The following is a 21,345-nucleotide window of genomic DNA, read 5'->3' as shown; positions in this document are numbered from 1 at the left end:
TGGCGTGCCACAACATGTGCCACAAGACGTGCAGAATATCTCGGTTTCACTAATAATTGTGCAATTAAATCAACGCACATATGATTAGTCAGAGCCCTCTACCCGCTCCAAATATTCCCTTCACCCGCTCCGTCGACCTTTCCAACAAGAGCAACTGGGTCCAATGAACATTGATTTGTGGCAAGGGAGGACGAACAAACTGCCCTTGTCCAACCTCGATAAAGGGCGGAGCAAGGATAGCGAGCCACCATGGTGTCTGATCAAATCAGGCGGCGTTCGTCAGGTCTCCATGAGGGTCCAGAACGTATTTTACCGCCGCCCCCTGGTCAAAGCTTTCATAGCCCTGCGCGGCATCATCAAGCGAAATGATCTTTGCGTTGACAATGTCGGCGATCGGCAGTCGGTCGTGAAGGATAGCCTGCATGAGCTGACGATTGTATTTCAGCACTGGTGTCTGGCCGGTGTGGAAGGACTGGGCCTTGGCCCAGCCGAGACCCAGTCGAAGGGACAAACTACCCTTTCTGGCGGCGTCATCTACTGCCCCTGGGTCTTCCGTGACATAGAGGCCTGGAATGCCTATCGAACCTGCCGCTCGTGTGATCTCCATCATCTGGTTTAAAACGATGGCTGGCTGCTCACTGCCAGAATGACCGCGGGCTTCGAAACCAACGGCATCGATGGCGCTATCGACCTCATCGATCCCGGTGACCTGGGCGATCATGTCTCCGAGCCGGTCGCTCTTGGAAAGATCAATCGGCTCGAACCCGACCTTGGCTGCATGCTCGAGACGATCCTTGTTGAAATCACCAATCATCACGACCGCTGCACCAAGAATGCGCGCTGACGCTGCTGCTGCCAGACCGACCGGACCGGCACCTGCGACATAGACTGTCGAGCCAACGCCGACCCCGGCCTTCACCGCGCCGTGGAAACCTGTCGGCAGGATGTCGGACAACATCGTAAGATCGCGGATTTTCGATAAAGCCCTGTCACGATCAGGAAATTTCAGGAGATTGAAATCAGCGTAGGGGACTGTGACGTAACGGGCCTGGCCGCCGATCCATCCGCCCATGTCGACGTAACCATAAGCCCCGCCCGCGCGTGATGGATTGACGGTGAGACATACGCCAGTGTCTTGAGACTTGCAGCAGCGGCAGCGACCACAGGCGACGTTGAAGGGCACTGAGACGATATCTCCGATCTCCAGCATCTCGACGTCGACGCCCTTTTCAATGACTTCCCCCGTGATTTCATGGCCCAGCACGAGACCTGGTAAGGCCGTGGTTCGGCCCCTGACCATGTGCTGGTCGGAGCCGCAGATGTTTGTAGAAATGACTTTGAGGATGACGCCATGCTCGATCCGACGACCGTCAGGTGCCTCAAGCTTGGGATCGTCGATGTCTCTTACTTCGACCTTGCCTGGCCGCAAATACACTACGCCTCTGTTCCTGCTCATTCCCATTCCTCCTCTGGGGTAAAGTTCGAAGCGACACCTTCTGGCTGGCAGTCGTTTGAACGCCAGTTCTGCCGTGGAATCGTTCCTCCTCTTAAAGGTTATGCCAAGTAGATAACGCAACTTACCTCTTCCAGCAGAACATCAACAGCGCTATTGGACTGCCGCGACTCCGACACGGGGAGACCCAATGGCGACGGACGTCGATTTTCTAAAGCTTTGACCCTGCGCTCGGCTGTTGCGAACACGTCCCCACGCACTATGATAATGACAGGTGTGGCTCACACGATACGCCACGGGCCAACGGATGCCTCCCACCATTCCGGGAGCTTCCGGATCATTGCGTCGTGACCTTCAACACTCCAACATGTGCCGAATGGAATATCTAAGGGTGGGCCGTAACCTTTATAGGCGGGCAGCCTTCTTGCTTGCAACAGCTCTCGACCGTATCAACCGTCCGGCCCGCTGACCTCACATCCTCAGGCCCAGACTTTTCGTCAAAGCCTGTTTAAGCTGATGCTTTTGGGTGAGCTCAGCCCGCTGGACCCGCTCGACGATGCGGGCCACATCCTTGATCTGATTGAATGTGTTGGCCATCTCTGGAGCCAGCCGTAGCGCCTCCGGTTTCAGGGTGCGCATATCGGCGCTACCAAAGCGCTGCTCGAGGGCACTGGCGATTGCGCGTGCCTCGACGATGGCCAGCTTGCCCTCAGGCGTGGCGGAGAGTTGCGCCAGGAATGTCGGCCTGTCTTCAACGACGAGGCTGTCAAACTGCTGCAGAAGGACTTGGCTGCGTTTTGTAAGGCCGGGGACTTCGACGATATCCTGGCGCTCACGTTTCCATGTTTCTGACTTGCGCTCGGCTTCAAGACGACGCTGCCAGGTTTTTGCAGCGGATAGGACGTGGCTGCCAAGGGCCTGTGTGTAATGGCGGGCAAGCCTGCGCTCCTTGTTTTCGCCGAACAGCCCGACTTTACCATGCAGGGGTCCGAACTGCTCGGGGGTCTCGATGAGAGATCTGGCCAGGACGTGGCCCTCAATGCCGTTGTCGACGATGGCGGCACTGAGCCTGGCTGCTGCCTGTTCAGGATCGAGGTAAACCTCTCGACCGACGGAGCGGACGGCCTGCATGTCGTGCTCCAGAGAGGGCTTTGCTTTTTCACGAGCGATGTCTTCGATAGTACGATCGTAGAAACGAACGGCGGGAATGAGCGGGGCGGGGATGTCTGCTGAGGTAACGAGACGGGCATCCCGATCGTCTTGAACGTGTTCAAAACCGTGCGCGGCGTCGATGGCGTTGAGGGCGGGACCGACCAGATCGTCGACGAGCTCCTCGTCAGCCTGCCTGCGATCGTGTGGCCGATCCTGCTCCTGGCCCACCGGTTGCCCGGCTGGGTGCTGGACGTCATGCGCGATCGTGTTCCGGACTTCACGTTTTATCTCGTCCGTGTCGTGCAACTTTGATGTCAGCCCACGCCTCTCGGCAAAGAGGTTTGTGTAATCGAGTGTCGTTTCCTTGGCACCGGACCGGCTTAGTCTGGCAACCATGTCTTTGGTGTCGCCGAGGTCATCGCGACCGGCATAAAGGGTTGCCTGATAGCGATGGCGCGTCATGGCGACATAGGTCAGGTGTCGATCCATGGTCGACGATGCCATGACGAAGCTACGGTCGACGGTGGCGCCTTGGGCCTTGTGAATGGTGGTCGCATAGCCATGATCAAAACTCTGGTAATCTTTTACGGGTAGAGAGAGAACACGGGCATTGTTTTGCCCGCTGGCAGCTCCGTCGAGCCGCAGATGTATTGCGTTCGGCTCGACGGCCTCCACGGTTCCCAGCATGCCGTTTTTCACAGCGAGATCACGGTTGTTTTCCAGAAGAAGGATGCGGTCGCCGGGCGCAAAGGAGCGCTTGCCGTTGACGGTCTGATAGACGATCTCACGATCTCCATTGTCAGCCGGTCCCGTCCTAACGTTAACGGTCGACGCTTCATGGTCTGCGATGCCCAGACCACTGCCTTTCGAAAGCCGCCCTTCAGCCTGCAACGCCTGTCGGATGCCGTCATTGATGGCGCGAACATCGACGCGGCGGTGGGCAAGGGCAATGCGGGATGCGGAGGGATGTTGATTGAGATCGCCGAGATAATCACGCACGAGGTTTTCGCGCGCCATCTCTGTGTCATTGGCAAAGAGGATGTCGCCCCGTTCAGCATAGGCGACCAGTCCAACACCGGTGCGATGCGTGGCAAACGCGACCGACGCGTGGCGCTGCCAGTCGTGTTTCTGTCGTCGGATTTCAGAAAGCTCGACCGAGCCGATGCGCTCGGCAATGGCGCGGAAAGGCGAGCCGGCACCAATCGCCTGAAGCTGCTCGTGATCGCCAACCAGAACGAGCTTGGCACCTCGCTTTTCGACCTGCGACACGATCCGGGCGAGCTGACGACTGCCGACCATACCGGCCTCGTCAATGACGAAGATATCGCCGCGTTGAAGTTCGCCTTTGCCTCGGCTCCAGCCATATTCCCATGACGCCAGGGTGCGTGCGGCGATACCGGATGATTGCGTCAATCCTTCCGCTGCCTTTCCGGCAAGGGCGCCGCCATGAACGGTAAAGCCCTGTGCCTCCCAGGCGTTGCGTGCCGCGGCCAGCATGGTGGATTTGCCAGCCCCGGCAAAGCCGATGACGGCGGCGATCTGCTGCGCAGCTGTGATGTGATGGACAGCAGATCGCTGCTCGTCGCTGAGACCAGAAGCGGGCAGAAGCGCGTCCTGACGACCAAGCGCCTGATCAACGTTTTCAGGTCTGACACCATGGCTGTGTCTGTCTGCCATGCGCAGTGCACTGGCCGCCATGGAATGTTCGATCCCGATCATTTCGCGGGTCGAATAGCGCGCCACGTTGTCGTGTCGTTCAGGCTGCAACTCGACCAGTTGCGGTGACGCCATGACGGCGGCAAGCGCGCGTTGGAAGCTGCCATTGTCGTTGATATAGCGATGCAGCGTGCGAGCGACATCGTGACGGGTGAACACGCTCTTTTCGTCGGTGATGAGGCGCAGCACCTCGTCCGGTTTGCGCCGGATCAGCTCGGCGTTTCTCCGTGCCGCATTCTCCTCCAGCCGGGTTCTCGAGACATCAAGCCCGCGCCGCATCATCTGGCTGGCATGCACCCCCATATGTTCGGTTGGTTCGATCGACAGACCGCGCGTCAGATGCGAGCGATGATCGACACGCACATCAAGACCAGCGCGCAGGAGATGGCGGTTGGCATGCTCTGCAAACATCTGGCGGATATCGCGCATCTGGCTGTGCGACGTCGGCAGATCATGGGCGAGTAGCCATTTGTTCTCGCGCTCGATCAGCGTCTTGTCGCCAAGGCCATCCGACGTCACCACCCGCGTGGTCATCATCACATGGGCATGGATATTGTGGGTATCGCTTTTGCCCTGAGGCACATGGATGGCAAAGTCGACGGCTGTGCCAAAGCGGTTGGCAAGATCCTGCGCAAAGGTACGCGTCAGCGACAAACGATCATCGTTGTTCAGCTCATGCGGAAGGGCGATCTCGAACTCGCGGGCAACACGGGCATCGCAGCGTTTCTCGGCGGACTCTGCGGCATTCCACAACGCGGAGCGATCGCGTGCCCAGTCGGCATCGATGCCATCGGGAAGCACGATTTCGCAATGATCAACACCCTGCTTTGCGGTAAAATCATGCACAAGACCATCGCGTTCATTTACCAGCAGACTTGCGGTGCGATAGGCAATGGCCGCCACGGCACTTCTGCCGCCTGATCTGGAAACTGGCTTGCTGCTCAGATGGTAAATCGCCACCGGCATCTGTCCTTTCCCAATGGTGGAAACCGGGTGAGTGGGAATGCTGCAACTCGCCCCCCGAACTCGTAAGTGCGCCCTTGTTGCATTCATGAGGCCATCGCTAGCACCGGCAGGCCGTGCGGGCGACGTGCAGATTTGCAGGTTGCGGGCCCTGAGAGAATGGAGTTCGAATAGCTCCGAGGCCAAATCGCCAAAGGAGCACATCGCTATGAGAAAGCCGATCGCGCAACGCATCAAAGAGCTCGAAGAGCGCAAGCGCAGTTTGCAATCGCGACTGGACAGGCAGGAGCGTGCGCACGATACCCGGCGCAAGATATTGCTCGGTTCGTTTGTGCTGGAGCGCCTGGCGCAGGATGGTAATACCGGCGTTCAGTGTGACCTGAAGCATTGGCTTGCAACACAGCTGCCAGCGTTTCTCCGTCGCGATGCCGATCGGGCCTTGTTTGCCGACCTGATCGATGAATGCCGGATGGGTCAAGGCCACGGTGCGGCAGACGGCAATGCGCAACAGAGCAGTGAATATCCGCAAGCCAGGAGCAGTCAGGCTAATGTCACCGGGGAGGCTCAACTTTGACGGTGCTGGATGTCATAACGCTTGCTCCTCGGCTACGCGTTGGCGGCGATACGGATGACTGGACTTTCAAAAGGGATTGCGGGATGAGCCTGTCCTGACGGGAACGCGCTCCCCATAGCGCCGTAGTGAGCGGCAGGACAGGCGTGCGTCTGGCGCTATTGGATGAGCGAAGCGCAGCGCAAGGATCAGACCAAGGGCGATCGTCGGATCCCACCGTTGCGCTCTGCGTCAACCACAGCTAGAGGCAGGCAATGATAAACAGGAATTCTCGTATGTGGCTGGATACGCCGAGGCAGTATGGTCTCATCAGCCGAACCTTTCATTGCACGATGGCCATTCTTTTGATTTGGCAGTTTCTCGTCATTCTGACGTGGCGTGTATTTGGCGATACGGAGTGGGTCAGGACGGTCACGTCGCTTGGACCTGGCCATGGCACCGTCGGCCTTCTGGTGATCGTGCTTGTCGTCATTCGCGCTACCTGGTGGACCGTCAATCGCAACCGTCGCCCGGTTCAATCGACCACCGTCACCGGTCGTATGGCCGCTGTTGTTCACGTCAGCTTCTATGTTCTGATGTTTAGCATTCCGGCACTGGCGCTGTTGCGGGCCTATGGCAGCGGCAAGGGGTGGGAGCCGTGGATCCCGGCGAGCGGGGCGGAGGTTTTATGGATGATCGCACCGGCCGATCTTTTTCACAGTCTGTTGGCATGGGGTCTGTCGGTTCTGATCGCAGGCCACGTCACCATGGCGCTCGTTCACCGCTTCGCGCTGAATGACGAAACACTTGGACGGATGACGGGAAGGCCCGGCAGAGCCACGATTGATGAGTAAGCAAGGAAGGGCAAGGCAGCCAAATCAGAACTGAAAGCAGCACCGCAGACGAAGGCATGCCAACTCCGCTGAGAGCTTTTGTGTGAAGCGTGTCAAAGACCTAGTAGGATTTCCTGCAGTTGTTGTTTCAGTTGAACTGTGTCAGGTTTTCCGCACTACCCTTAAGAGAGTCGACGTCGCCACCACTAACGAACAGAACCTGCTACCATGATGAAGTCCTCGCTCGATCATATCCCGCCACGCAAGCAACGTGAACTTGCCCGTGCGCTCGAGATCCTGCACGAAGAATTTGAGGATGCGCTTGGCGAGGGAACAGCAGACTTCAAGAAGCGCGGACGCATCCTCAAAATCATCCTGTTCGGGTCCTATGCGCGTGGCACCTTTGTCGACGAACCGCATACGATGAAGGGTTATCGCTCGGACTTCGATCTGCTTGTCATCGTCAACAATCGCAAGCTGACAGACTTTGCTGAATACTGGTACAAAGCAGCCGATCGTCTCATACGCGACAGCTTTATCGAAACGCCGGCACAGTTCATCGTTCACTCGCGTCGTGAGGTGAACACGCAGTTGAAGGAAGGCCATTACTTCTTCTCGGATATCCGCAGAGACGGGATCGTTCTTTACGAACTGGATGACGAGCCATTGGCTGAGCCGAAGCCGCTCACTGCGAAAGAGCGGTTGAGGGTCGCGAGGGACTCATTTGAAAGCAGAACAGATTTGCTCCGCCAGTTTTCGGAAGGAGCTTCCTTTCACATTAGCCGAGGCAACCGTGATCTGGCGGCTTTTGATCTACATCAGTTGATCGAGCAAGCTTACACTTGCGTGTTGTTGACGCTTACAAACTACGCGCCACCTTCTCACAATCTCAAGTTTCTGCGCTCGCTTGCAGAGGAACAAAGCCTTCGATTGGTGGAAGCCTTTCCGCGCGATCACCATCGGGAGCGGGCCTGGTTCAACACGATCAACGAGGCCTATGTGAAGGCGCGGTACTCGAAGCATTTCGAGATCAGCGAGGAGGCGCTTGTCTGGCTTGGGGAGCGGACGGCGCATCTTCTCGAGGTGGTAAAGAATGTCTGTGACGAACACATCGCAATGCTGGAGCAGGACGTGCTGCCGGATGAAGCATAACAGCAAGCATGAATTGGCTGATGATAGTCAAAGATTCAGATGCTGCCCCCGCGAAAGGCTCGTCTATCTTCTTATTGTTGGTGACATTAAAGTCTGCTCTGTCCAGCAAAGTGGCACGCATGCTACAGCAGAGGTGAGAGAACGCTCGAGAATTTCGGGGTTGCGCAGTTGCAGCTTCAACAGATTTGTTGCACGGGTTCGGCCGAACGTTTTGGAGTTTCGCCCCTCATGACAAAGTCACCACCCGCCATCGACGCTCATCTTGGCGCACGTATCCGGATGCGTCGGTCGACGGTGGGAATGACCCAAGGCATGCTTGGAGACCGTCTCGGGATCACGTTGCAGCAGATTCAGAAATACGAAAAGGGCACAAACCGCGCGGGAGCCGGCCGGCTACAACGCATATCTGAGCTTTTGAGTGTTCCCATCTCCTTCTTTTTCGAGGGTGATCCGAAAACATCGATGGATCAGGGTTCGCTGGCACCAACTCTTCGTCCGTTGGAGTTGGATTCGAAAGAGCGCATGGCGTTGGTAAAGGCATTCCTGGAGATTGATGACGCCAGCATTCGCCAGCGTGTCCTCGATCTTATCCAGTCTCTTGGTGGTCTAAAGGAGGATCGGGTTCTGCCGGATGCTGAACCGCTCGCTGCGCGATCTGGCGCTGAGTGATCGTGGCCCTGCAAAGTTATAATCCGGCAGAACGATCGACTGTTTTTTCTCGGTGATAATTTGGTTCAAATAGTTCTGGAAGCGATGCCCTTTTTTCTCGTCACCTATACCACCCTTGTTGAAGCCGATAACGAGGTTGCGGCGGCCCGCGACGCCGTTGACGCAGTCAGGTCCGGTTCCGAAATCCGTGTGACGGTCAAGTCCGACGAAGAAACCACAAGAGTTGTCGCCGTGTCGGCAATGCAGTCTGCCGCAGCCCCCAGCTCTCCTCCGGAAGACACAACGACCGATGTCGCGTCCCCAGCGGTGAGCGCACGAGCATATCCGCCAGTCGGTGAGCCTGTTCCTGGAATGCCCGCGTGCAAGACGGGATACTCTCTAACAGCGCAGCATTTCGTGGTTCTTTGTATCACCGCAGCGGCCGCGATCTGGTTTCTGATCTGACTCCTTTCGCTGGGTGTACGCAGCGCGATTGACCACGAGTGTTGGTTTGAGAGCCAGTTCAGATGATCTGGTGCGGACCCTTGATCAACGCCGATCTATGGCGCCGGCCTCCCGCTGTTGGATATCACAGTTGCGGGCCGCATCTGGCATTTTTCCCGGGTCGGTATATCAATAGCGTTGTCGATCCCGACTAGAGGAACCGGATATGTGGAAATTGGTTTTGGTTTGCGTTTGACGTTGCCTTGATCTCCTTTGTCACGGCGCCAGCTAGCGCTGAGCAGTGCCGAGACGCCAAAGGTAAATTTGTAAAGTGCGAGCCGGTCAAGAAAAAGGCCGTACAGTGCGAGGATACAAAGGGTAAATTTGCAAAGTGTGGCACGACGGGCGCGATGCCTGTGAATTGACCGTCAAGACCGTCGATGTGCAAAGATCGAGGGCTTTAAACCACGTCGTTTAGCGAGGCAATGACACAACGCGGCTGGATTGGGTGTCCGCTCATCCAGCTCGTATGTCTAGCAAAGCTTTACCCTTGGCTTTGGAGCTTGGCTGCCGTGACCGGACCACGGGGCAAACGCGTCGAAATACGCTGACGTATTTGATGGACCGTGTCGCTGGGCTCGGTTAGGACAAACCATCAGAGTATCGTGGTGAAATTCATGGCAGGATCATTGGAAGCAAGACCGCTTTTCGGCATCGGGCTGGCGGCCATGGGTTACTCCTGTTTTGCTCTTCAGGATGCGCTCGTCAAATGGCTTGTCGAAAGCTACGCGGTTCCCCAGATCCTTTTTGTAAGAAGCGCAGTCATCTTCCTGATCACCAGCGTGCTGGCATACCGCTACCGCCATCCGTCCATCCTCAAAAGCAAATATCGCGGCACCGTCGTCATTCGCGCAGCCCTCATGCTCGCTGCATGGATCCTGTTTTACAGCTCCGCACGATATCTGGGGTTGGCAGAACTCACCACCCTCTATTTCTCCGCACCCATCATGGTGATGGTTCTCTCCATCTTCGTTCTGAAGGAAAAGGTCGGTGCCGGCCGCTGGATAGCCTGCGCGGTCGGTTTCGTCGGTGTCGTCGTGGCGGCCAATCCGGCCAATTCTCCAAACTGGCTCCCCGCAACACTGTGCATCATCGCAGGCTTCTGCTGGGCGTGAGCACAATCCTCATTCGTCTCGTCAGCAGAAGCGAGACGACGCTAACGCAGATGTACGCCACCAGTGCACTGTTCGGCATAGCCTGCGCACTGTCCTTGCCCTGGCTATGGGAAAACCCGGATGCTCAAGGCTGGCTTCTCATGATCGCAGTCGGGCTGGTCTCGACGGTAGGCCAATATCTTCTCTATGAAGGCTTCAGACATGCGCCCGCCTCGTCGCTGGCACCGGTGGAATATACCGGCCTGATCTGGGCCTTCGTCTACGGCTACGCCATCTGGACGGAAATCCCCGCCATCAACGTTTTTGTCGGCGCAATCCTCATCGCGGCAGCAAGTCTCGTGCTCGTCAGCTGGGAGCGCCGAAATGTGAGAATCGCGAAGGAGCGGGTGGGTTAATCCGTTCTTTCAAACCATCCTGTGTCGAAGCAGGCCCCTGCCTAAAGGGATATCCTATTTCCAACTGAGGTGGTCGGCTGCAACGCAGCCATATGGCGCTCTATCATGACCAAAGCGTGCTTTCAGTTGATCGCAGCCCCAGCTGTTGAGGGGTTGAGGCATCATGCTGTTGATGTCCATGCCAGGCGTCTGAAACTGTGTTGGCGATGTGGTTACATACCAAAGCCAAAAGCCGCACAGGCCAACAACGATTAAGAGGAGCGTGATGACGAAAATTTGCAAGACGCTGCGGGGCGACATCGTCGTTTTCTGCGCCACGCTGTTGGGCACCTCGTCGATGGATGGGTGATTTGCGAAAGGAATGAGGGCTGCGGCTCGCTCATCGTCCGTTAAAGCAACACGGTTGAAGCGGTCATCCAGAAGCACAGGAAGAGCTGTGGCTCCATGCCGCACAGCCATGCCCAAAAGCTTTCCATCTGCTGCCCCTACGATCAATGGTTCTTCGCCGTTGGTAAAACGTGTGTAGGCGGATCGGCCAGTTTTGTCATCGGCGATCTTGTCGTTGTAGGTGACGGACAGAATATTGCTCTTGCGGTCGAATTCAGCAATTTCCACCGGAACGGTTTGGAGCAATGCCGGCCGGGACAACTGGCTCTTGACCCTCAGAATGCGCAACGCCAGAAAAATCATCCCGATACCCATTCCGCCCAAACCTAGAGTAAAGAGCGTGAGGGTTATGATCCGGTTCCATAGCTTTTCGAGACCAAGGCTTATCGTCGCCAACTCGGGATGGTCTGCCGAGACAACCAGTTCGGTCTCATAGTCTCCCGTGTGGAAGTCAACGAACATGACTTCGACCTTCGTGTCGTAGCTTCTGGCGTCGAAACTGTAGACAAGACGTGCTTTGCAGTCAGTGAGGATTGCCTTTCGTGTCGTGCATCGACCATCCCGGATATCACCGTCCTCAACTACCATCGGGTTCTGGCTGATGAGGAAATCTCGGTATACGCCTGGTCCTTCCCAGAAAAGAAGAAACGCCGTGAGTGCCAGAATGATGGGCGTTGACCAGATATAGGCGCGGGGAATTGAAATCACATTGCGAGACAACGAAAACGGGCGGTTTGGAAGGTGAAGCGCTGGGGTCAATGTGATCTCTTTTCAAATAATTTTTGCAGTATTCAGGAGGCAGAACGGGATGTTGCGAACGCATCAAGAAACGGGAGAGGGGGACCACCATTTGAACGCGATGCAGGTAGCGTAGCTTTCGTCGTCGATGGTCATAAATGCAACCGTTGCGTATCATTTTCGGAGCGCTTTCCAAGACAATGTGAGAGGGATCGCCACCGATGGCACGCGTGGGACGACGATGAGAGCCGTTATTGATGATGGGTTGAAATGCGGTGTCCCTTAGCGCCGGGCATGTCTTGCCGAGACTGGGCGCGCTATCCAAACGCGTTCGCCACCGCGTGAAGAGGAGACTTCGCAACGGCTATGTTCAAGTCCATAAGGACTGCAGAGCACCAGTGGATCCCTGTACAGGATCAGTGGCAGGCGTTGGAAGAGAACGGATCGTTTTAATCATCTCGTGTGTGGGAGCCTCGCGCTGAATGTCGGGTTCCTGACCGGGTGGATAAGCTCCAACGACCTGGAAGTCTGACGATCCGGTGAGCTTTCTGTGGCCGGTTCCGGCAGGGAGGATCAGGCAGTCACCCCGTGTTATTTCCAAGGTCGGTCCCTCTGGGCCACCGAGTTGTACCGCAGCGCGACCGCGTCCGACACCTAAGACCTCATGCGCTCCGCTATGGTAGTGATGGTAATCGAAAATCCCGTTTCGCCATGTGCCTGTCCATCCATTTTTCAGAAACAGACTTTCGAAACCAGCTGGGTCTATATCTGGATTAATCTGGCGATAGACGATGACTGGCAATCGCTCATTGTTGGGGACCCAATCGCTTTTTGTTAGCCAGAAGTGCTCGATGTCCATATTTGTCTCCGGAGTTCCGTTGATCTGTCTCAATGTGGAAAAGATCACGATGACCGTGAGGTTCCGGTGGCGATTAGCTTCGCACCTATGAGTATCGGCTGGCATCGGTGATGCGGTTGGACCACAGACATTCTCAAACAGCAGGACTCATTAAGTTTCACCCAGTCAGGGACTTGAAAAAATGCATGCGTCCGGCATTTCATGCATGATGAGCCTGGTCACGAATTTTATTGGCGAACTTATCCGCGATGCCAATCGGATAGAGCGCCTTGATGCGCTTCAAAAACGGCAAATGCTTGAGCGCGCCGTCGCGACGATTGCAGACCTACGAGAGGCTGTAGGGATATCCAAAGGGCCAGGGCGCGATATCGTACTCGATATTCATACAACGGCTCTGTCGGTCGAACGGGGCTGGCGAGACGACGATCAGGTTCGCGCTGCGTTTCTTTTGGCTGCAGGTATGATCCGCGATCTGCACATTGTACTTGATAGCGGCACAAAGATTTCCGTCGTTGCAAATCTTGACCTCTCTCTGTAACCGAGGTCGAACACCTACGCGACCTTCAAATCGACACTTGCTGTCGGTTGTCGGCAACATCAGTCAGTTATTGCGTCAGGCTAGCGCCGTGGAGAATGAGGTCGGTGATTTGATAAGGCGAGCAGCGGCTCGATGGGACAAATCTACAGCTGCTGTTCGGTGATCCAGGTCTCATGGCGATCAGTCGGTAAAGATGATGTCGTTGGCTATTAATGGCCTGGTAAGGCCACACCAGTGATTTGTTGCTTACTGGCGCCTTTGTGGTCTCGTGATTTGAAAATCATATGATAATAAGGGTTTGGCGATCCAGTCCGGGTCGCTGACACGATGGCCGGCGGTCATGGTCGCTGGGGCGTCTTATCAATCGCAGCGGGATAGCTGATGCGCGTCTTTCTTGTTCGCCACGGCGAATCCCTTGGCAATCTCGACGAACGGGCTTACAGCCAGTTTGGCGATCACAATGTACCGTTGACGCAATGGGGATACCGCCAGGCTGCCGAGGCTGGGGCGGTGATCGCCACCTATCTCGCGGGGTTGGCGGAACCCGGATTGCGAAATCTTCGCGTATGGTACTCACCGTTTCTGCGCACCCGGCAAAGCAAAGACGCTGTACTCGAGGCTTTACCGGTCGAACGCGTCGAAAAGGTACGTGAAGACTATCTATTGCGAGAGCAGGATTTTGGGCTCTTCACAGAAATCTACGACCACGTTGAGCGCGAGAAGAAGTTTCCTGACGAGTTCGAGAAATGGGCAAGACTGCGCAGCAACAGCGGTAAATTCTACGCCCGACCGCCCGATGGCGAGAGCCGCGCCGATGTCGCGCAGCGCATGCGGCTGTTCCTGCAGACGATCATGCATGAGGCCCGACAGGGCCACGATAACGTGGTGATTGTCGGCCACGGTGTTACAAACCGCGCATTTGAAATGAGTTTCCTGCAGCATCCGGTCGATTGGTTCGAACGATCCGTCAATCCGGGAAATGCCGACGTTACCCTCATCGAGGGAACGGGTGGTATGGGATATACTTCAACGCGGCTACATCAGGCGAAGGATCGTGAGCCCGGCCAAAACGAGCTGCGCCAAGCCTATGGCGCAGAGGTCACGATACGGCCCGAGCCACAGCCCTGAAATTCCCTGCGTACGAACGGGTAAAGACCGAATGATTTCTGGCAACCGAACGGGCTATCAGCCTGAGATTTCGTCTTTTTTCCAAGATTTTTTGTCCTGTTTCTCAGCCTTATACGTTTCGCGTTCAAACAAATGACCGGAATTGGCAAAACCAACTGAGCAAACAGTGGGAACAAGCTACTTTGCTTGTACATCGAGATTGGATACTCGAAGGACGTTGATTGCACCATAGGTTTGCATTGCAGGCGCAGCGCTTCTCGAACGCATCAACCTCGAAGCGTCAGTGGTAAAGATTGGCATTTGGTGGCCGCAATGCATCAAGCAAGGGTCAATGGCGTTCCGAAGCCTTTGCGTGGTTAATCATTCGCCGTCAAACTGAAGTCGATCTGTTTAGAAATTCCTGTTCGGCCTCAGCTCATTTACGTTACGTCTCTAATCGCAACCACTTTTGGGATTTTTCCGCCCTCCACCACGGCAACTTGGCGGGGGGATGGTTTCCCAAAAACCTGCGCATCTAACGCTTTTGTCAGCAGGGTTAGAACTGCCTCGTCAACGGCCCTATAGGATGTGGAGAACTCTGATCCCCTCTGATCGATGTCGGAATGCTGATCATAGATCATATGGAAAAAGTAGGTTGTTTTCAAAGGGGCTCTCCTAGACGGCCCCCAATCGCACAAGCCGGTAAATGTTCCACTAATGAAGATATTCCTAATATAGCATATGTACGATATCGTACAGACACGAGTACTGGACTACCACACTGCCGGTGTGTATTTTTACTTCATGGCAGACATATTCAATCGCGTGGACGAAGCCCTGTTGGCAAAAGTCGAACTGTTTGGTGACGATAATCTTTGGTCAGTGCGCGTGACCGAAGAAGGCGCGTCGGCTTTGTTCACTTTCCCTGAGAAAGACCGTGCTATTGAGTACGCAGAGACTCAAGTGCGGCGACTGGGTCTTTCAGAAATAACCTATTGTTGAGACGTTGGCGGATTAGAGATTCCTGATTGCCATGACAGTGCGGCTTTCCCCACCTTTCACGATGGCGATTTGATCGGGGAGGCCTTCGCCTGGAATGTCGTCGTTCAATCCAACAAGAATGGAAGCTATGGTTCGCTCGTGTACCGCCTGTTTAGCAGACGAAATGTCTTGCCGCTGGCATCGATAACGAAGCGAACGTTGTGCCCAAGGTGATAAAAAAAGTCTGCACGGGGATAGGCAAACAATATACACCTTTGTCTGAGCCTGAACGTGTTTTCATCGTTTGATGAGGGCGCGTATTATCGGTTGCCGTTCATTCGGCTGCCAACATTTTGGCTCGAAGCAAATCATTTATTCTGTCCTGCCAGCCGGGGCCGTCTTCCTGAAAATACGCAAGAACATCACTATCGATCCTCAAAGACACAAGCTCTTTTGTATTAGGAATGGCACGTTTTTCCACGGCGGGTGCAGCCGCCTTTTTCGACGCTGCAAACAGCGCTTCGGCAGCCTCTCTGGGGTCTGATGGTCTGCGCGGTTTCATTACCATGATGGTGCGTCCTTGACGTCGGTGTTTTGATGAGGGCAAACGGCCTGATGCAAGCGTGGATCGTCTTAACGTCCCAGGCTCGACAGAGGGATAGCTTGATAGTGTTTTAGGGCTATCCAGCCTGAATGTCGATTGGTGCGAGCGGATCTCCGATGGGCAGCATCGCATTGTAACGCTAGGCGCATTAACCTGCTTGCCGAGGTTGATCGACGGCTCGGCATTTTGGTGTATGCATGGGATACGTCATCTAGTGGTTCGAGTTTTCGTCCGCATCTCTACCGGCTCAATTCCGCGTGGAAACCAATATGCTGACAGCTTTTTTGCCGCAATTACCATTGCTGCGCATGCGCGAGTGCGCCTTGCCCGGCTTCCACGGCGTGCTAAGCTGCGTTCCATGTCTGATACTCTTCAACTTTATACCGACGGGTCCTTCGATGCCGCCTCCCGCTCGGGAGGCTGGGCGTTCGTGGCCATACACGGCGAGCTTCAAATACATTCCGCTGCAGGGGCCATGACAGGTACATCGAACAACACGTTTGAGGTCACGTCGGTCGTTCGTGCGGCATCATGGCTTGTGAATGAAGCTCCGCCGGTCACTGCAGTTATCTGGACGGACTCCGTCCATGTTGTAGAGGGCTGTAACCGATGGCGACATATTTGGCGCGGCAACGGCTGGAAGCGAGTGAGAGCGAATTCCCATGAACGACGCCGCACGATCCCGGATGCAAAGCTATGGCAGGAACTCGATGATCTGCTAGGCCGGATTCCGCAGATCAGGATTCGTTTGTGCAAGGGGCATTCAGGAATCGAAGGAAACGAGATGGCGGATGCAGCGGCGCGGGCGGCTTTGAAAAGCGGTCGTCATCGACCAGTCGGACACGTTCCCAAGGCTTGCGTTCCGCTTTGTTAGGGCCGCGATGGCGTTATAAGGTTTTTGCAGATTCCTTATATTATGAAGCCCGTGGAGCAAATCGACCTTTTATATCATACTGCATTCGCGGAACTCGCGAAACAGATATTCGATGCTCAATTCGAGCAGACTTTTCGTCAGATGGTCGGTTAGTGTCCGTACCTGTCAAAGGACGCAAGTATTTGTATTTTGAGTGCCCGACGGATGAGGGTGAAAAACGCCGTTACGTGGGACCGGAGCTGACGAAGAGATCACGGCTCGCCATATGGAAATAAAGGGCGACATCCGCGAGCGGAGGCGGCTGGTCGGTGTCCTTCTACGCAGCGTCGGCATGTCCGCCCCTGATTGGTTCGCGGGCGAGGTGACAAAAGTCTTCGCGAAAACAGGCCTCTTCTGTCTCTGTGCTCTTCTGATCGGCTCTGTAGCATTCAGCTGTTATTCGGTCCGGCATTTGCCGGGCGCTTGTTTACGCTTCTGGTGAAGTCGTTAGATGGGCGAGGTGGTCTGGCGTGCTCTTGCGGAGTTTGTTCTCGCGCAATTCAGCTTTTGCATCAACCGCTTTTGGGTACGAAACCGATTCCGAACCCGAAAAGCCTGCCGATCTTTTCTAATGTTTCGAGCGTCGGGTTCCCTGTTCCTGTTTCGATCTCAGCGATTTGGCGCCGGGTAAGTGATAGCGTCCTGGCGAACTCTTCTTGCGTCATACCGAACCCTTTGCGGATTTCTAGCACAGCACTTGGCAGCCTTAAGTCCCCAGTGCGCGCGCGCTCCGCCAGTGTTCTCCGGTTCTCAAGGATTTCTTCTTTTGTGGGTTTTTTCCAACGAGCCATCACCTGTTCCCCGCCGTCACTGGCATGTCTCTAAAACACTGTCTGCGACTTCGATACAGCGTCCCATCGCACGCTCTAGAATCTCCGGAGATGCTCCCAGATCTTTTGTTATGGCAGGAACTTGGCGCAGATGTTCGGCAAACTTGGCGAGCGCAGTTGCTAACACCTTCTGCTCGGCAGGATCAGGTGCTAATTCACCGCAAATGCTTCTCCAATCGGGACGATGATCGCGACCGCTTTCACGCATAGTCGCCCATCGAGTGGAGCGAACAATCCCCTCCCTGGCCAGCCGCATAGGGGCGAAATCGAAGAGTGGAGACAAACGTATCGTGCCCTCCTGGTGTTTGCTTAGCGCACTATTGCGGCCGTGATTATCAGGATTGCCAAGGGCTTGGTTTGCAATGTCGCGCTTCAAGTATTCAACTATGTCCGAGAAAGGATCAGCCGAATATCGACGTAGAACGTCGATGTAGGCCTCATGTGTGCCGATATGTCCGAAATCTGCCACGCCAATCGCTGAAACAAGACTCTCTTGCCCCAACCGCACAGTGCCACCGCCTTTTCTCTTTTTCCTGTCGAAACGGGGGATGATCAAGACGCCTTCGGCATAGGTCGAGGGTTCGTGGACATTAAGGCCGATCTCGCGAGCAATCCGCGAATAGAGAGCTTCTCCTTCGAGTATAAGGCGATCCACAGGTTCGTTGCTGCGCACCAGTTTGACGATGATATGGCGCACAGCCTCGTCATCCCTCACGAAGCTGTCAGGATAATAGAGCCCATTATCTGCCTGGGTCATTGAGACCTTCGGCCACTCGCCTTGCAAGCCACTGGAGCCTGAGGCGAGCATGCCGAAGCGGTCGGCTACTTCCATGAAGCGATCCGACCGTTCACGGATTTCCACTTCTGCTACCCCTTGGCGCTCAACACCGCGTAGCCGCTCTGTTTCTTCGTCTGACGCTTCTTTGATCCGAATATTGCCTATACCGCCTGTTGCCGATCGTAACAGCAGCGGGAGATCGGAGGCGCGCGAACCTTCAGCAAGGCTAAGGTGCTCCGCAAGCTTTCGCCTTGCATGCCCCTGCGGCATAAGATCCAGGAGGAAAGGCGGCCAGTTGCCGCTATATCGATTTTCTAAATCAACAGGATAACAGACCGATAAGGCGTGGTGGTCGCGGACGGTTTTTCCGGCCGCGAATTCCGCCGATGCCACATTGACGAAATAGTCGAGATCGTAATCGACAATAGACGCGCCCCGGAATCCGGCCGCGTCGTCCTTAAGTTCTAGTGTTGCGGCACGGTGCCACGCGTCGTCAAAATGGGTTTGGAGCGTGAAGCGCATTTATTGACCCTCTTAGTGGTACAAGTAATGCGATTCACGTATTTATTCAACCCATTTCAATGGGTAAATAGAACCTCATTCGGTGATGGAACGGCGATAAGTTAGTGCTTGTTCCGACATTGGTCCCCACGGAAGTTTCGTTCGTCGACGTTTCTTATCTCGACGGTTTCGACGCGCCGAATGGCGCGATAGAGGCACGTTGAGCGAACGCAAATCTCACCCCGGGCTTGGGGCTGGCACGGCTCGTGACGGTGAGCCCGACTTAGTGTCATAGATTGCGATGTTCGAGCGATGCCTGCACCGCGCTGCCCCAAGAACTTTTCTGATTTTCCACTGGTGCAGTGCTTGCTACGAAGGTTTTCAGCTCCGACCAGAAAAACCAAATACGAAGGTGTGCGGTAATTGAACGACCCCTGTTTCCCTTCTAGCGTCTATTCTTAGGGCCCCGACGAGGACACCGCTTCATCATCTTTTCGATCGACGCGCTGTCTCCACCGAAGCGATCTAAAACCTCGATGGCTTTTGGCAAACTCAGCTCGTAGACTTCTTGGAGCATTTCGGCGTTGTATTGCTTGATCTCTGTCTGGCTCATGCAGCATTCTCCTTACCCCGATCAAATGCGATCGGTCGCCGACCGGTTCCAGTTGAGCCTCGTGCGAATTCTGACCTGTAAAATGTCTCGAATGTGGACCTTTATACCCAGTCTGTCGCTGGCTTATAGGTGCGGCTTGGACCGCTAATCGGTGTTTGCAGGAGTTACCAGCGTTAAAGCCCGGCGTGCGCATTTGTCTTCAACATATTGGAAACAAAAAAGGTCGGGGCAACTGCACCGACCTTCTGTCGCTTGTCATCATCTGTCGCCAGTACATCCGTGGTCAACATGCAAGCGGTGGCGCCGCCACGCCGCTCAATGGATACGAACTGATTATGACGGATTTTGTTCCCCTTTTGAACTATATCCACCGCCCTTGACCGTCATCTCGTCGTATCGCTGGTAATTTCGATTGCTGTTGCCTGATGTGGATGGGTGTTTATTTCATGCCCCATAACCTCTGCAAGGCACCCGGCGATCCCTCTACGGATCATTTGTTGGAGTAGCAAGCGCCCTGATTTTTCTCGGCATATCTTTCGTCGGAGCTGAGCGCTGTATGTCGACCTCCTGATCTGGAGGATATGCGCCTACGACCTGAAAGTCCGGCGAGGCCTTCAACCGCTTGTGGCCTGTCCCGGCAGGCAGGACCGTAACGAGGCCGATGCCTTGATTGCCTCGACCGCGCTTGTTCACAACCTGACCGTTGTTACGCGGAACGTACGGGATTTCGATGGTACCGGTGCTATCATTGTTGATTCGTGGCAGGGATAATTTGAGAGACACACTGATGCACATCCCTCTACCATTTCTTATTCGATGGCGGCTGATATGAGCGGGTTGGTTTCATGTTCATAGGGCCTTATACTGTTGGACCGGTCGTTAAGCCGGCCCTAAACGCCGTTTATGATGTTGCAGATTCCTTTACGGACGATATTTTTATCGGTGACCTGTCCGGCTTGAATATTGAACACGGCGTCGATTCGAACTGCTGCACCTTTTTGCCTGGCAACAACCCGAAGCGTCTGGATCCTGCCGCTTCCGCTGGTTTCCTGATGGGCGTCAATTGATGACAAGGACTTATCGATCTTGATACCCGAGAAGCCTTCAGCGGCCACGGCCTGCGCGAGTTTTTGCAGGACAATAGGGGCTTTTGCTTTAGGCAACTCCTGCCACGACTTGTAAGACACGGCGGTCACCATTGGTAGGCCGGAAACGCTGAAGTTTTTCTCGCAGGATGCGGCAAGAGCTGGATTTGCAAAAGCTGTGAAGCTCAGTGCTGCAATGACATGTTTCATAGTGTGTGATCCGGTAATTGTTAAGATGGCGGTGTTGACGATCAGAGGTCCGACCGTTTGCCTCTGTAGTCGATAGGCGGCGGAAGAGCCTCATGTGCTTGTGCAAGCGTTTCGAGCCATTCGGCTAGACCGGCAGGGACGGCGTTGTTGCCCGCTTCAAGGGCCTCGATCCACGAAAGCTCGCATTGCAGGGCGGACGCAATATTGATCGGCGTCCAGCGGATGACTCGCAGACATTGATTAAAGCGCTCTGGCGACATGTTGATTTCGCTACCCCTGTCATTTTGAGCAGATGGTCTGCTAGCTGATTGTAATAGTCAATCCATTTCTGCAACCTTGAGGGACGTGAATCTGCACACATTTAGATATATTTTTCATGAGATAGCATATCAATACATGTGAATCAATTATATATACTTGCCAATTGGAATGTTGTTTCACTCAAGCCAAGTGAGCGGGTGAAAGAAAATATATAATAATTATGCTGGTGATTCATATATTATATATAAGATTTCAATCGTATAGATTGGAAAGGCACATAAATCTTGATCTGCGGTTCAGCGGGGAATTTCCGGACGATTTAGTATGCGCAGACTAGCCGATTGTTTTATATAGCTTTTTGACTACTTTAGACAAAGGGAACGGAAGGCAAACAGGATGGATTTAGATGGTTTGAGTAGGGCGACAAGCTGACGTCTTGCAATTACAATAATAGTATCG

At 54.8% G+C, this 21,345-nt stretch carries 20 protein-coding genes and 2 pseudogenes; 11 read left to right on the top strand and 11 right to left on the bottom strand.

Features of this window, described 5'->3' with window-relative positions; genetic code table 11:
* Nucleotides 1–265: 265 nt before the first annotated feature.
* Entirely contained in the window at nt 266–1,456 is a 1,191-nt protein-coding gene (gene fdhA, locus HRR99_RS15265; protein ID WP_233123589.1) for a formaldehyde dehydrogenase, glutathione-independent, read from the bottom strand.
* 468 nt (nt 1,457–1,924) lie between these two features.
* Complete coding sequence (gene traA / locus HRR99_RS15260; RefSeq protein ID WP_233124929.1) at nt 1,925–5,281, bottom strand: Ti-type conjugative transfer relaxase TraA; 3,357 nt, start codon at nt 5,279–5,281, stop codon at nt 1,925–1,927.
* Between the two features lie 211 nt (nt 5,282–5,492).
* Here traA and HRR99_RS15255 point away from each other — a divergent pair, with 211 nt between their 5' ends.
* From HRR99_RS15255 to HRR99_RS15230, 6 genes and pseudogenes are all read left to right on the top strand, one after another.
* Nucleotides 5,493–5,858, top strand: a complete 366-nt coding sequence (locus HRR99_RS15255; protein ID WP_233123588.1) for a mobilization protein — start codon at nt 5,493–5,495, stop codon at nt 5,856–5,858.
* A 251-nt stretch (nt 5,859–6,109) separates the two neighbouring features.
* The gene (locus tag HRR99_RS15250; protein ID WP_233123587.1) at nt 6,110–6,688 is read left to right on the top strand and encodes a cytochrome b; all 579 of its coding nucleotides are present in this window, start codon (nt 6,110–6,112) and stop codon (nt 6,686–6,688) included.
* 207 nt (nt 6,689–6,895) lie between these two features.
* Nucleotides 6,896–7,819, top strand: coding sequence for a nucleotidyltransferase and HEPN domain-containing protein (locus tag HRR99_RS15245; RefSeq protein WP_233123586.1), 924 nt, complete (start codon nt 6,896–6,898; stop codon nt 7,817–7,819).
* A gap of 168 nt (nt 7,820–7,987) precedes the next feature.
* On the top strand, nt 7,988–8,488 hold the full coding sequence (locus HRR99_RS15240) for a helix-turn-helix domain-containing protein (protein WP_233123585.1): 501 nt from the start codon (nt 7,988–7,990) through the stop codon (nt 8,486–8,488).
* 60 nt (nt 8,489–8,548) lie between these two features.
* Nucleotides 8,549–8,932: a hypothetical protein gene (locus tag HRR99_RS15235; RefSeq protein ID WP_233123584.1), complete on the top strand. Its 384-nt coding sequence runs from the start codon at nt 8,549–8,551 to the stop codon at nt 8,930–8,932.
* A gap of 656 nt (nt 8,933–9,588) precedes the next feature.
* Nucleotides 9,589–10,481, top strand: a pseudogene (locus tag HRR99_RS15230) (DMT family transporter).
* A 54-nt stretch (nt 10,482–10,535) separates the two neighbouring features.
* Here the strand turns inward: HRR99_RS15230 and HRR99_RS15225 are convergent.
* Both HRR99_RS15225 and HRR99_RS15220 read right to left on the bottom strand, forming a co-directional pair.
* Complete coding sequence (locus tag HRR99_RS15225) at nt 10,536–11,633, bottom strand: hypothetical protein (RefSeq protein WP_422387359.1); 1,098 nt, start codon at nt 11,631–11,633, stop codon at nt 10,536–10,538.
* Nucleotides 11,634–11,976: 343 nt separating this feature from the next.
* Nucleotides 11,977–12,465 carry a cupin gene (locus tag HRR99_RS15220; RefSeq protein ID WP_233123582.1) on the bottom strand — a complete coding sequence of 163 codons (489 nt, stop codon included), beginning with the start codon at nt 12,463–12,465 and terminating at the stop codon, nt 11,977–11,979.
* 205 nt (nt 12,466–12,670) lie between these two features.
* Here HRR99_RS15220 and HRR99_RS15215 point away from each other — a divergent pair, with 205 nt between their 5' ends.
* Together HRR99_RS15215 and HRR99_RS15210 are read left to right on the top strand one after the other, a co-directional pair.
* Nucleotides 12,671–13,003, top strand: a complete 333-nt coding sequence (locus HRR99_RS15215; protein ID WP_338422842.1) for a hypothetical protein — start codon at nt 12,671–12,673, stop codon at nt 13,001–13,003.
* A 381-nt stretch (nt 13,004–13,384) separates the two neighbouring features.
* Entirely contained in the window at nt 13,385–14,131 is a 747-nt protein-coding gene (locus HRR99_RS15210; RefSeq protein WP_233123581.1) for a histidine phosphatase family protein, read from the top strand.
* 419 nt (nt 14,132–14,550) lie between these two features.
* On the opposite strand, the gene HRR99_RS15205 is transcribed toward HRR99_RS15210, so the two are convergent.
* Nucleotides 14,551–14,775, bottom strand: coding sequence for a hypothetical protein (locus HRR99_RS15205; protein ID WP_162694709.1), 225 nt, complete (start codon nt 14,773–14,775; stop codon nt 14,551–14,553).
* 76 nt (nt 14,776–14,851) lie between these two features.
* Between HRR99_RS15205 and HRR99_RS15200 the strand changes: the two genes are divergently transcribed.
* Nucleotides 14,852–15,112, top strand: coding sequence for a hypothetical protein (locus tag HRR99_RS15200; protein ID WP_233123580.1), 261 nt, complete (start codon nt 14,852–14,854; stop codon nt 15,110–15,112).
* A gap of 313 nt (nt 15,113–15,425) precedes the next feature.
* Here HRR99_RS15200 and HRR99_RS15195 read toward each other — a convergent pair whose 3' ends face one another.
* Complete coding sequence (locus HRR99_RS15195) at nt 15,426–15,659, bottom strand: BrnA antitoxin family protein (protein ID WP_233123579.1); 234 nt, start codon at nt 15,657–15,659, stop codon at nt 15,426–15,428.
* 229 nt (nt 15,660–15,888) lie between these two features.
* Between HRR99_RS15195 and HRR99_RS15190 the strand changes: the two genes are divergently transcribed.
* Nucleotides 15,889–16,569 carry an RNase H family protein gene (locus HRR99_RS15190; RefSeq protein ID WP_338422845.1) on the top strand — a complete coding sequence of 227 codons (681 nt, stop codon included), beginning with the start codon at nt 15,889–15,891 and terminating at the stop codon, nt 16,567–16,569.
* A 551-nt stretch (nt 16,570–17,120) separates the two neighbouring features.
* Here HRR99_RS15190 and HRR99_RS15185 read toward each other — a convergent pair.
* The 3 genes from HRR99_RS15185 to HRR99_RS15175 all read right to left on the bottom strand — a co-directional run bounded on the left by HRR99_RS15185 (nt 17,121) and on the right by HRR99_RS15175 (nt 19,330).
* Nucleotides 17,121–17,399: a helix-turn-helix transcriptional regulator gene (locus HRR99_RS15185; RefSeq protein WP_111840549.1), complete on the bottom strand. Its 279-nt coding sequence runs from the start codon at nt 17,397–17,399 to the stop codon at nt 17,121–17,123.
* A 16-nt stretch (nt 17,400–17,415) separates the two neighbouring features.
* On the bottom strand, nt 17,416–18,738 hold the full coding sequence (locus HRR99_RS15180; RefSeq protein WP_233123577.1) for a type II toxin-antitoxin system HipA family toxin: 1,323 nt from the start codon (nt 18,736–18,738) through the stop codon (nt 17,416–17,418).
* Nucleotides 18,739–19,162: 424 nt separating this feature from the next.
* Complete coding sequence (locus HRR99_RS15175; RefSeq protein ID WP_233123576.1) at nt 19,163–19,330, bottom strand: hypothetical protein; 168 nt, start codon at nt 19,328–19,330, stop codon at nt 19,163–19,165.
* A gap of 648 nt (nt 19,331–19,978) precedes the next feature.
* Here HRR99_RS15175 and HRR99_RS15170 point away from each other — a divergent pair.
* A pseudogene (locus tag HRR99_RS15170) lies at nt 19,979–20,101 on the top strand (VapC toxin family PIN domain ribonuclease); the annotation flags it as partial.
* Between the two features lie 119 nt (nt 20,102–20,220).
* Here HRR99_RS15170 and HRR99_RS15165 read toward each other — a convergent pair.
* Together HRR99_RS15165 and HRR99_RS15160 are read right to left on the bottom strand one after the other, a co-directional pair.
* The gene (locus tag HRR99_RS15165; protein ID WP_233123575.1) at nt 20,221–20,625 is read right to left on the bottom strand and encodes a hypothetical protein; all 405 of its coding nucleotides are present in this window, start codon (nt 20,623–20,625) and stop codon (nt 20,221–20,223) included.
* 41 nt (nt 20,626–20,666) lie between these two features.
* Nucleotides 20,667–20,885: a hypothetical protein gene (locus HRR99_RS15160; RefSeq protein ID WP_113090081.1), complete on the bottom strand. Its 219-nt coding sequence runs from the start codon at nt 20,883–20,885 to the stop codon at nt 20,667–20,669.
* Nucleotides 20,886–21,345 lie beyond the last annotated feature (460 nt).

It is taken from the genome of Agrobacterium vaccinii (assembly GCF_021310995.1).
GTDB lineage: Bacteria > Pseudomonadota > Alphaproteobacteria > Rhizobiales > Rhizobiaceae > Agrobacterium > Agrobacterium vaccinii.
The sequence above is the reverse complement of the archived record's forward strand: the minus strand, read 5'-3'. Positions and strand labels throughout refer to the sequence as shown.

Bases quoted from the DNA above. Each gene is read 5' to 3' on its own strand.
- fdhA (WP_233123589.1), bottom strand. From the start codon at position 1,456: ATGAGCAGGAACAGAGGCGTAGTGTATTTGCGGCCAGGCAAGGTCGAA.
- HRR99_RS15255 (WP_233123588.1), top strand. From the start codon at position 5,493: ATGAGAAAGCCGATCGCGCAACGCATCAAAGAGCTCGAAGAGCGCAAG.
- HRR99_RS15250 (WP_233123587.1), top strand. From the start codon at position 6,110: ATGATAAACAGGAATTCTCGTATGTGGCTGGATACGCCGAGGCAGTAT.
- HRR99_RS15245 (WP_233123586.1), top strand. From the start codon at position 6,896: ATGATGAAGTCCTCGCTCGATCATATCCCGCCACGCAAGCAACGTGAA.
- HRR99_RS15220 (WP_233123582.1), bottom strand. From the start codon at position 12,465: ATGGACATCGAGCACTTCTGGCTAACAAAAAGCGATTGGGTCCCCAAC.
- HRR99_RS15215 (WP_338422842.1), top strand. From the start codon at position 12,671: ATGATGAGCCTGGTCACGAATTTTATTGGCGAACTTATCCGCGATGCC.
- HRR99_RS15210 (WP_233123581.1), top strand. From the start codon at position 13,385: ATGCGCGTCTTTCTTGTTCGCCACGGCGAATCCCTTGGCAATCTCGAC.
- HRR99_RS15200 (WP_233123580.1), top strand. From the start codon at position 14,852: ATGTACGATATCGTACAGACACGAGTACTGGACTACCACACTGCCGGT.
- HRR99_RS15195 (WP_233123579.1), bottom strand. From the start codon at position 15,659: ATGGTAATGAAACCGCGCAGACCATCAGACCCCAGAGAGGCTGCCGAA.
- HRR99_RS15190 (WP_338422845.1), top strand. From the start codon at position 15,889: ATGCATGGGATACGTCATCTAGTGGTTCGAGTTTTCGTCCGCATCTCT.
- HRR99_RS15185 (WP_111840549.1), bottom strand. From the start codon at position 17,399: ATGGCTCGTTGGAAAAAACCCACAAAAGAAGAAATCCTTGAGAACCGG.
- HRR99_RS15180 (WP_233123577.1), bottom strand. From the start codon at position 18,738: ATGCGCTTCACGCTCCAAACCCATTTTGACGACGCGTGGCACCGTGCC.
- HRR99_RS15175 (WP_233123576.1), bottom strand. From the start codon at position 19,330: ATGAGCCAGACAGAGATCAAGCAATACAACGCCGAAATGCTCCAAGAA.
- HRR99_RS15165 (WP_233123575.1), bottom strand. From the start codon at position 20,625: ATGAAACATGTCATTGCAGCACTGAGCTTCACAGCTTTTGCAAATCCA.
- HRR99_RS15160 (WP_113090081.1), bottom strand. From the start codon at position 20,885: ATGTCGCCAGAGCGCTTTAATCAATGTCTGCGAGTCATCCGCTGGACG.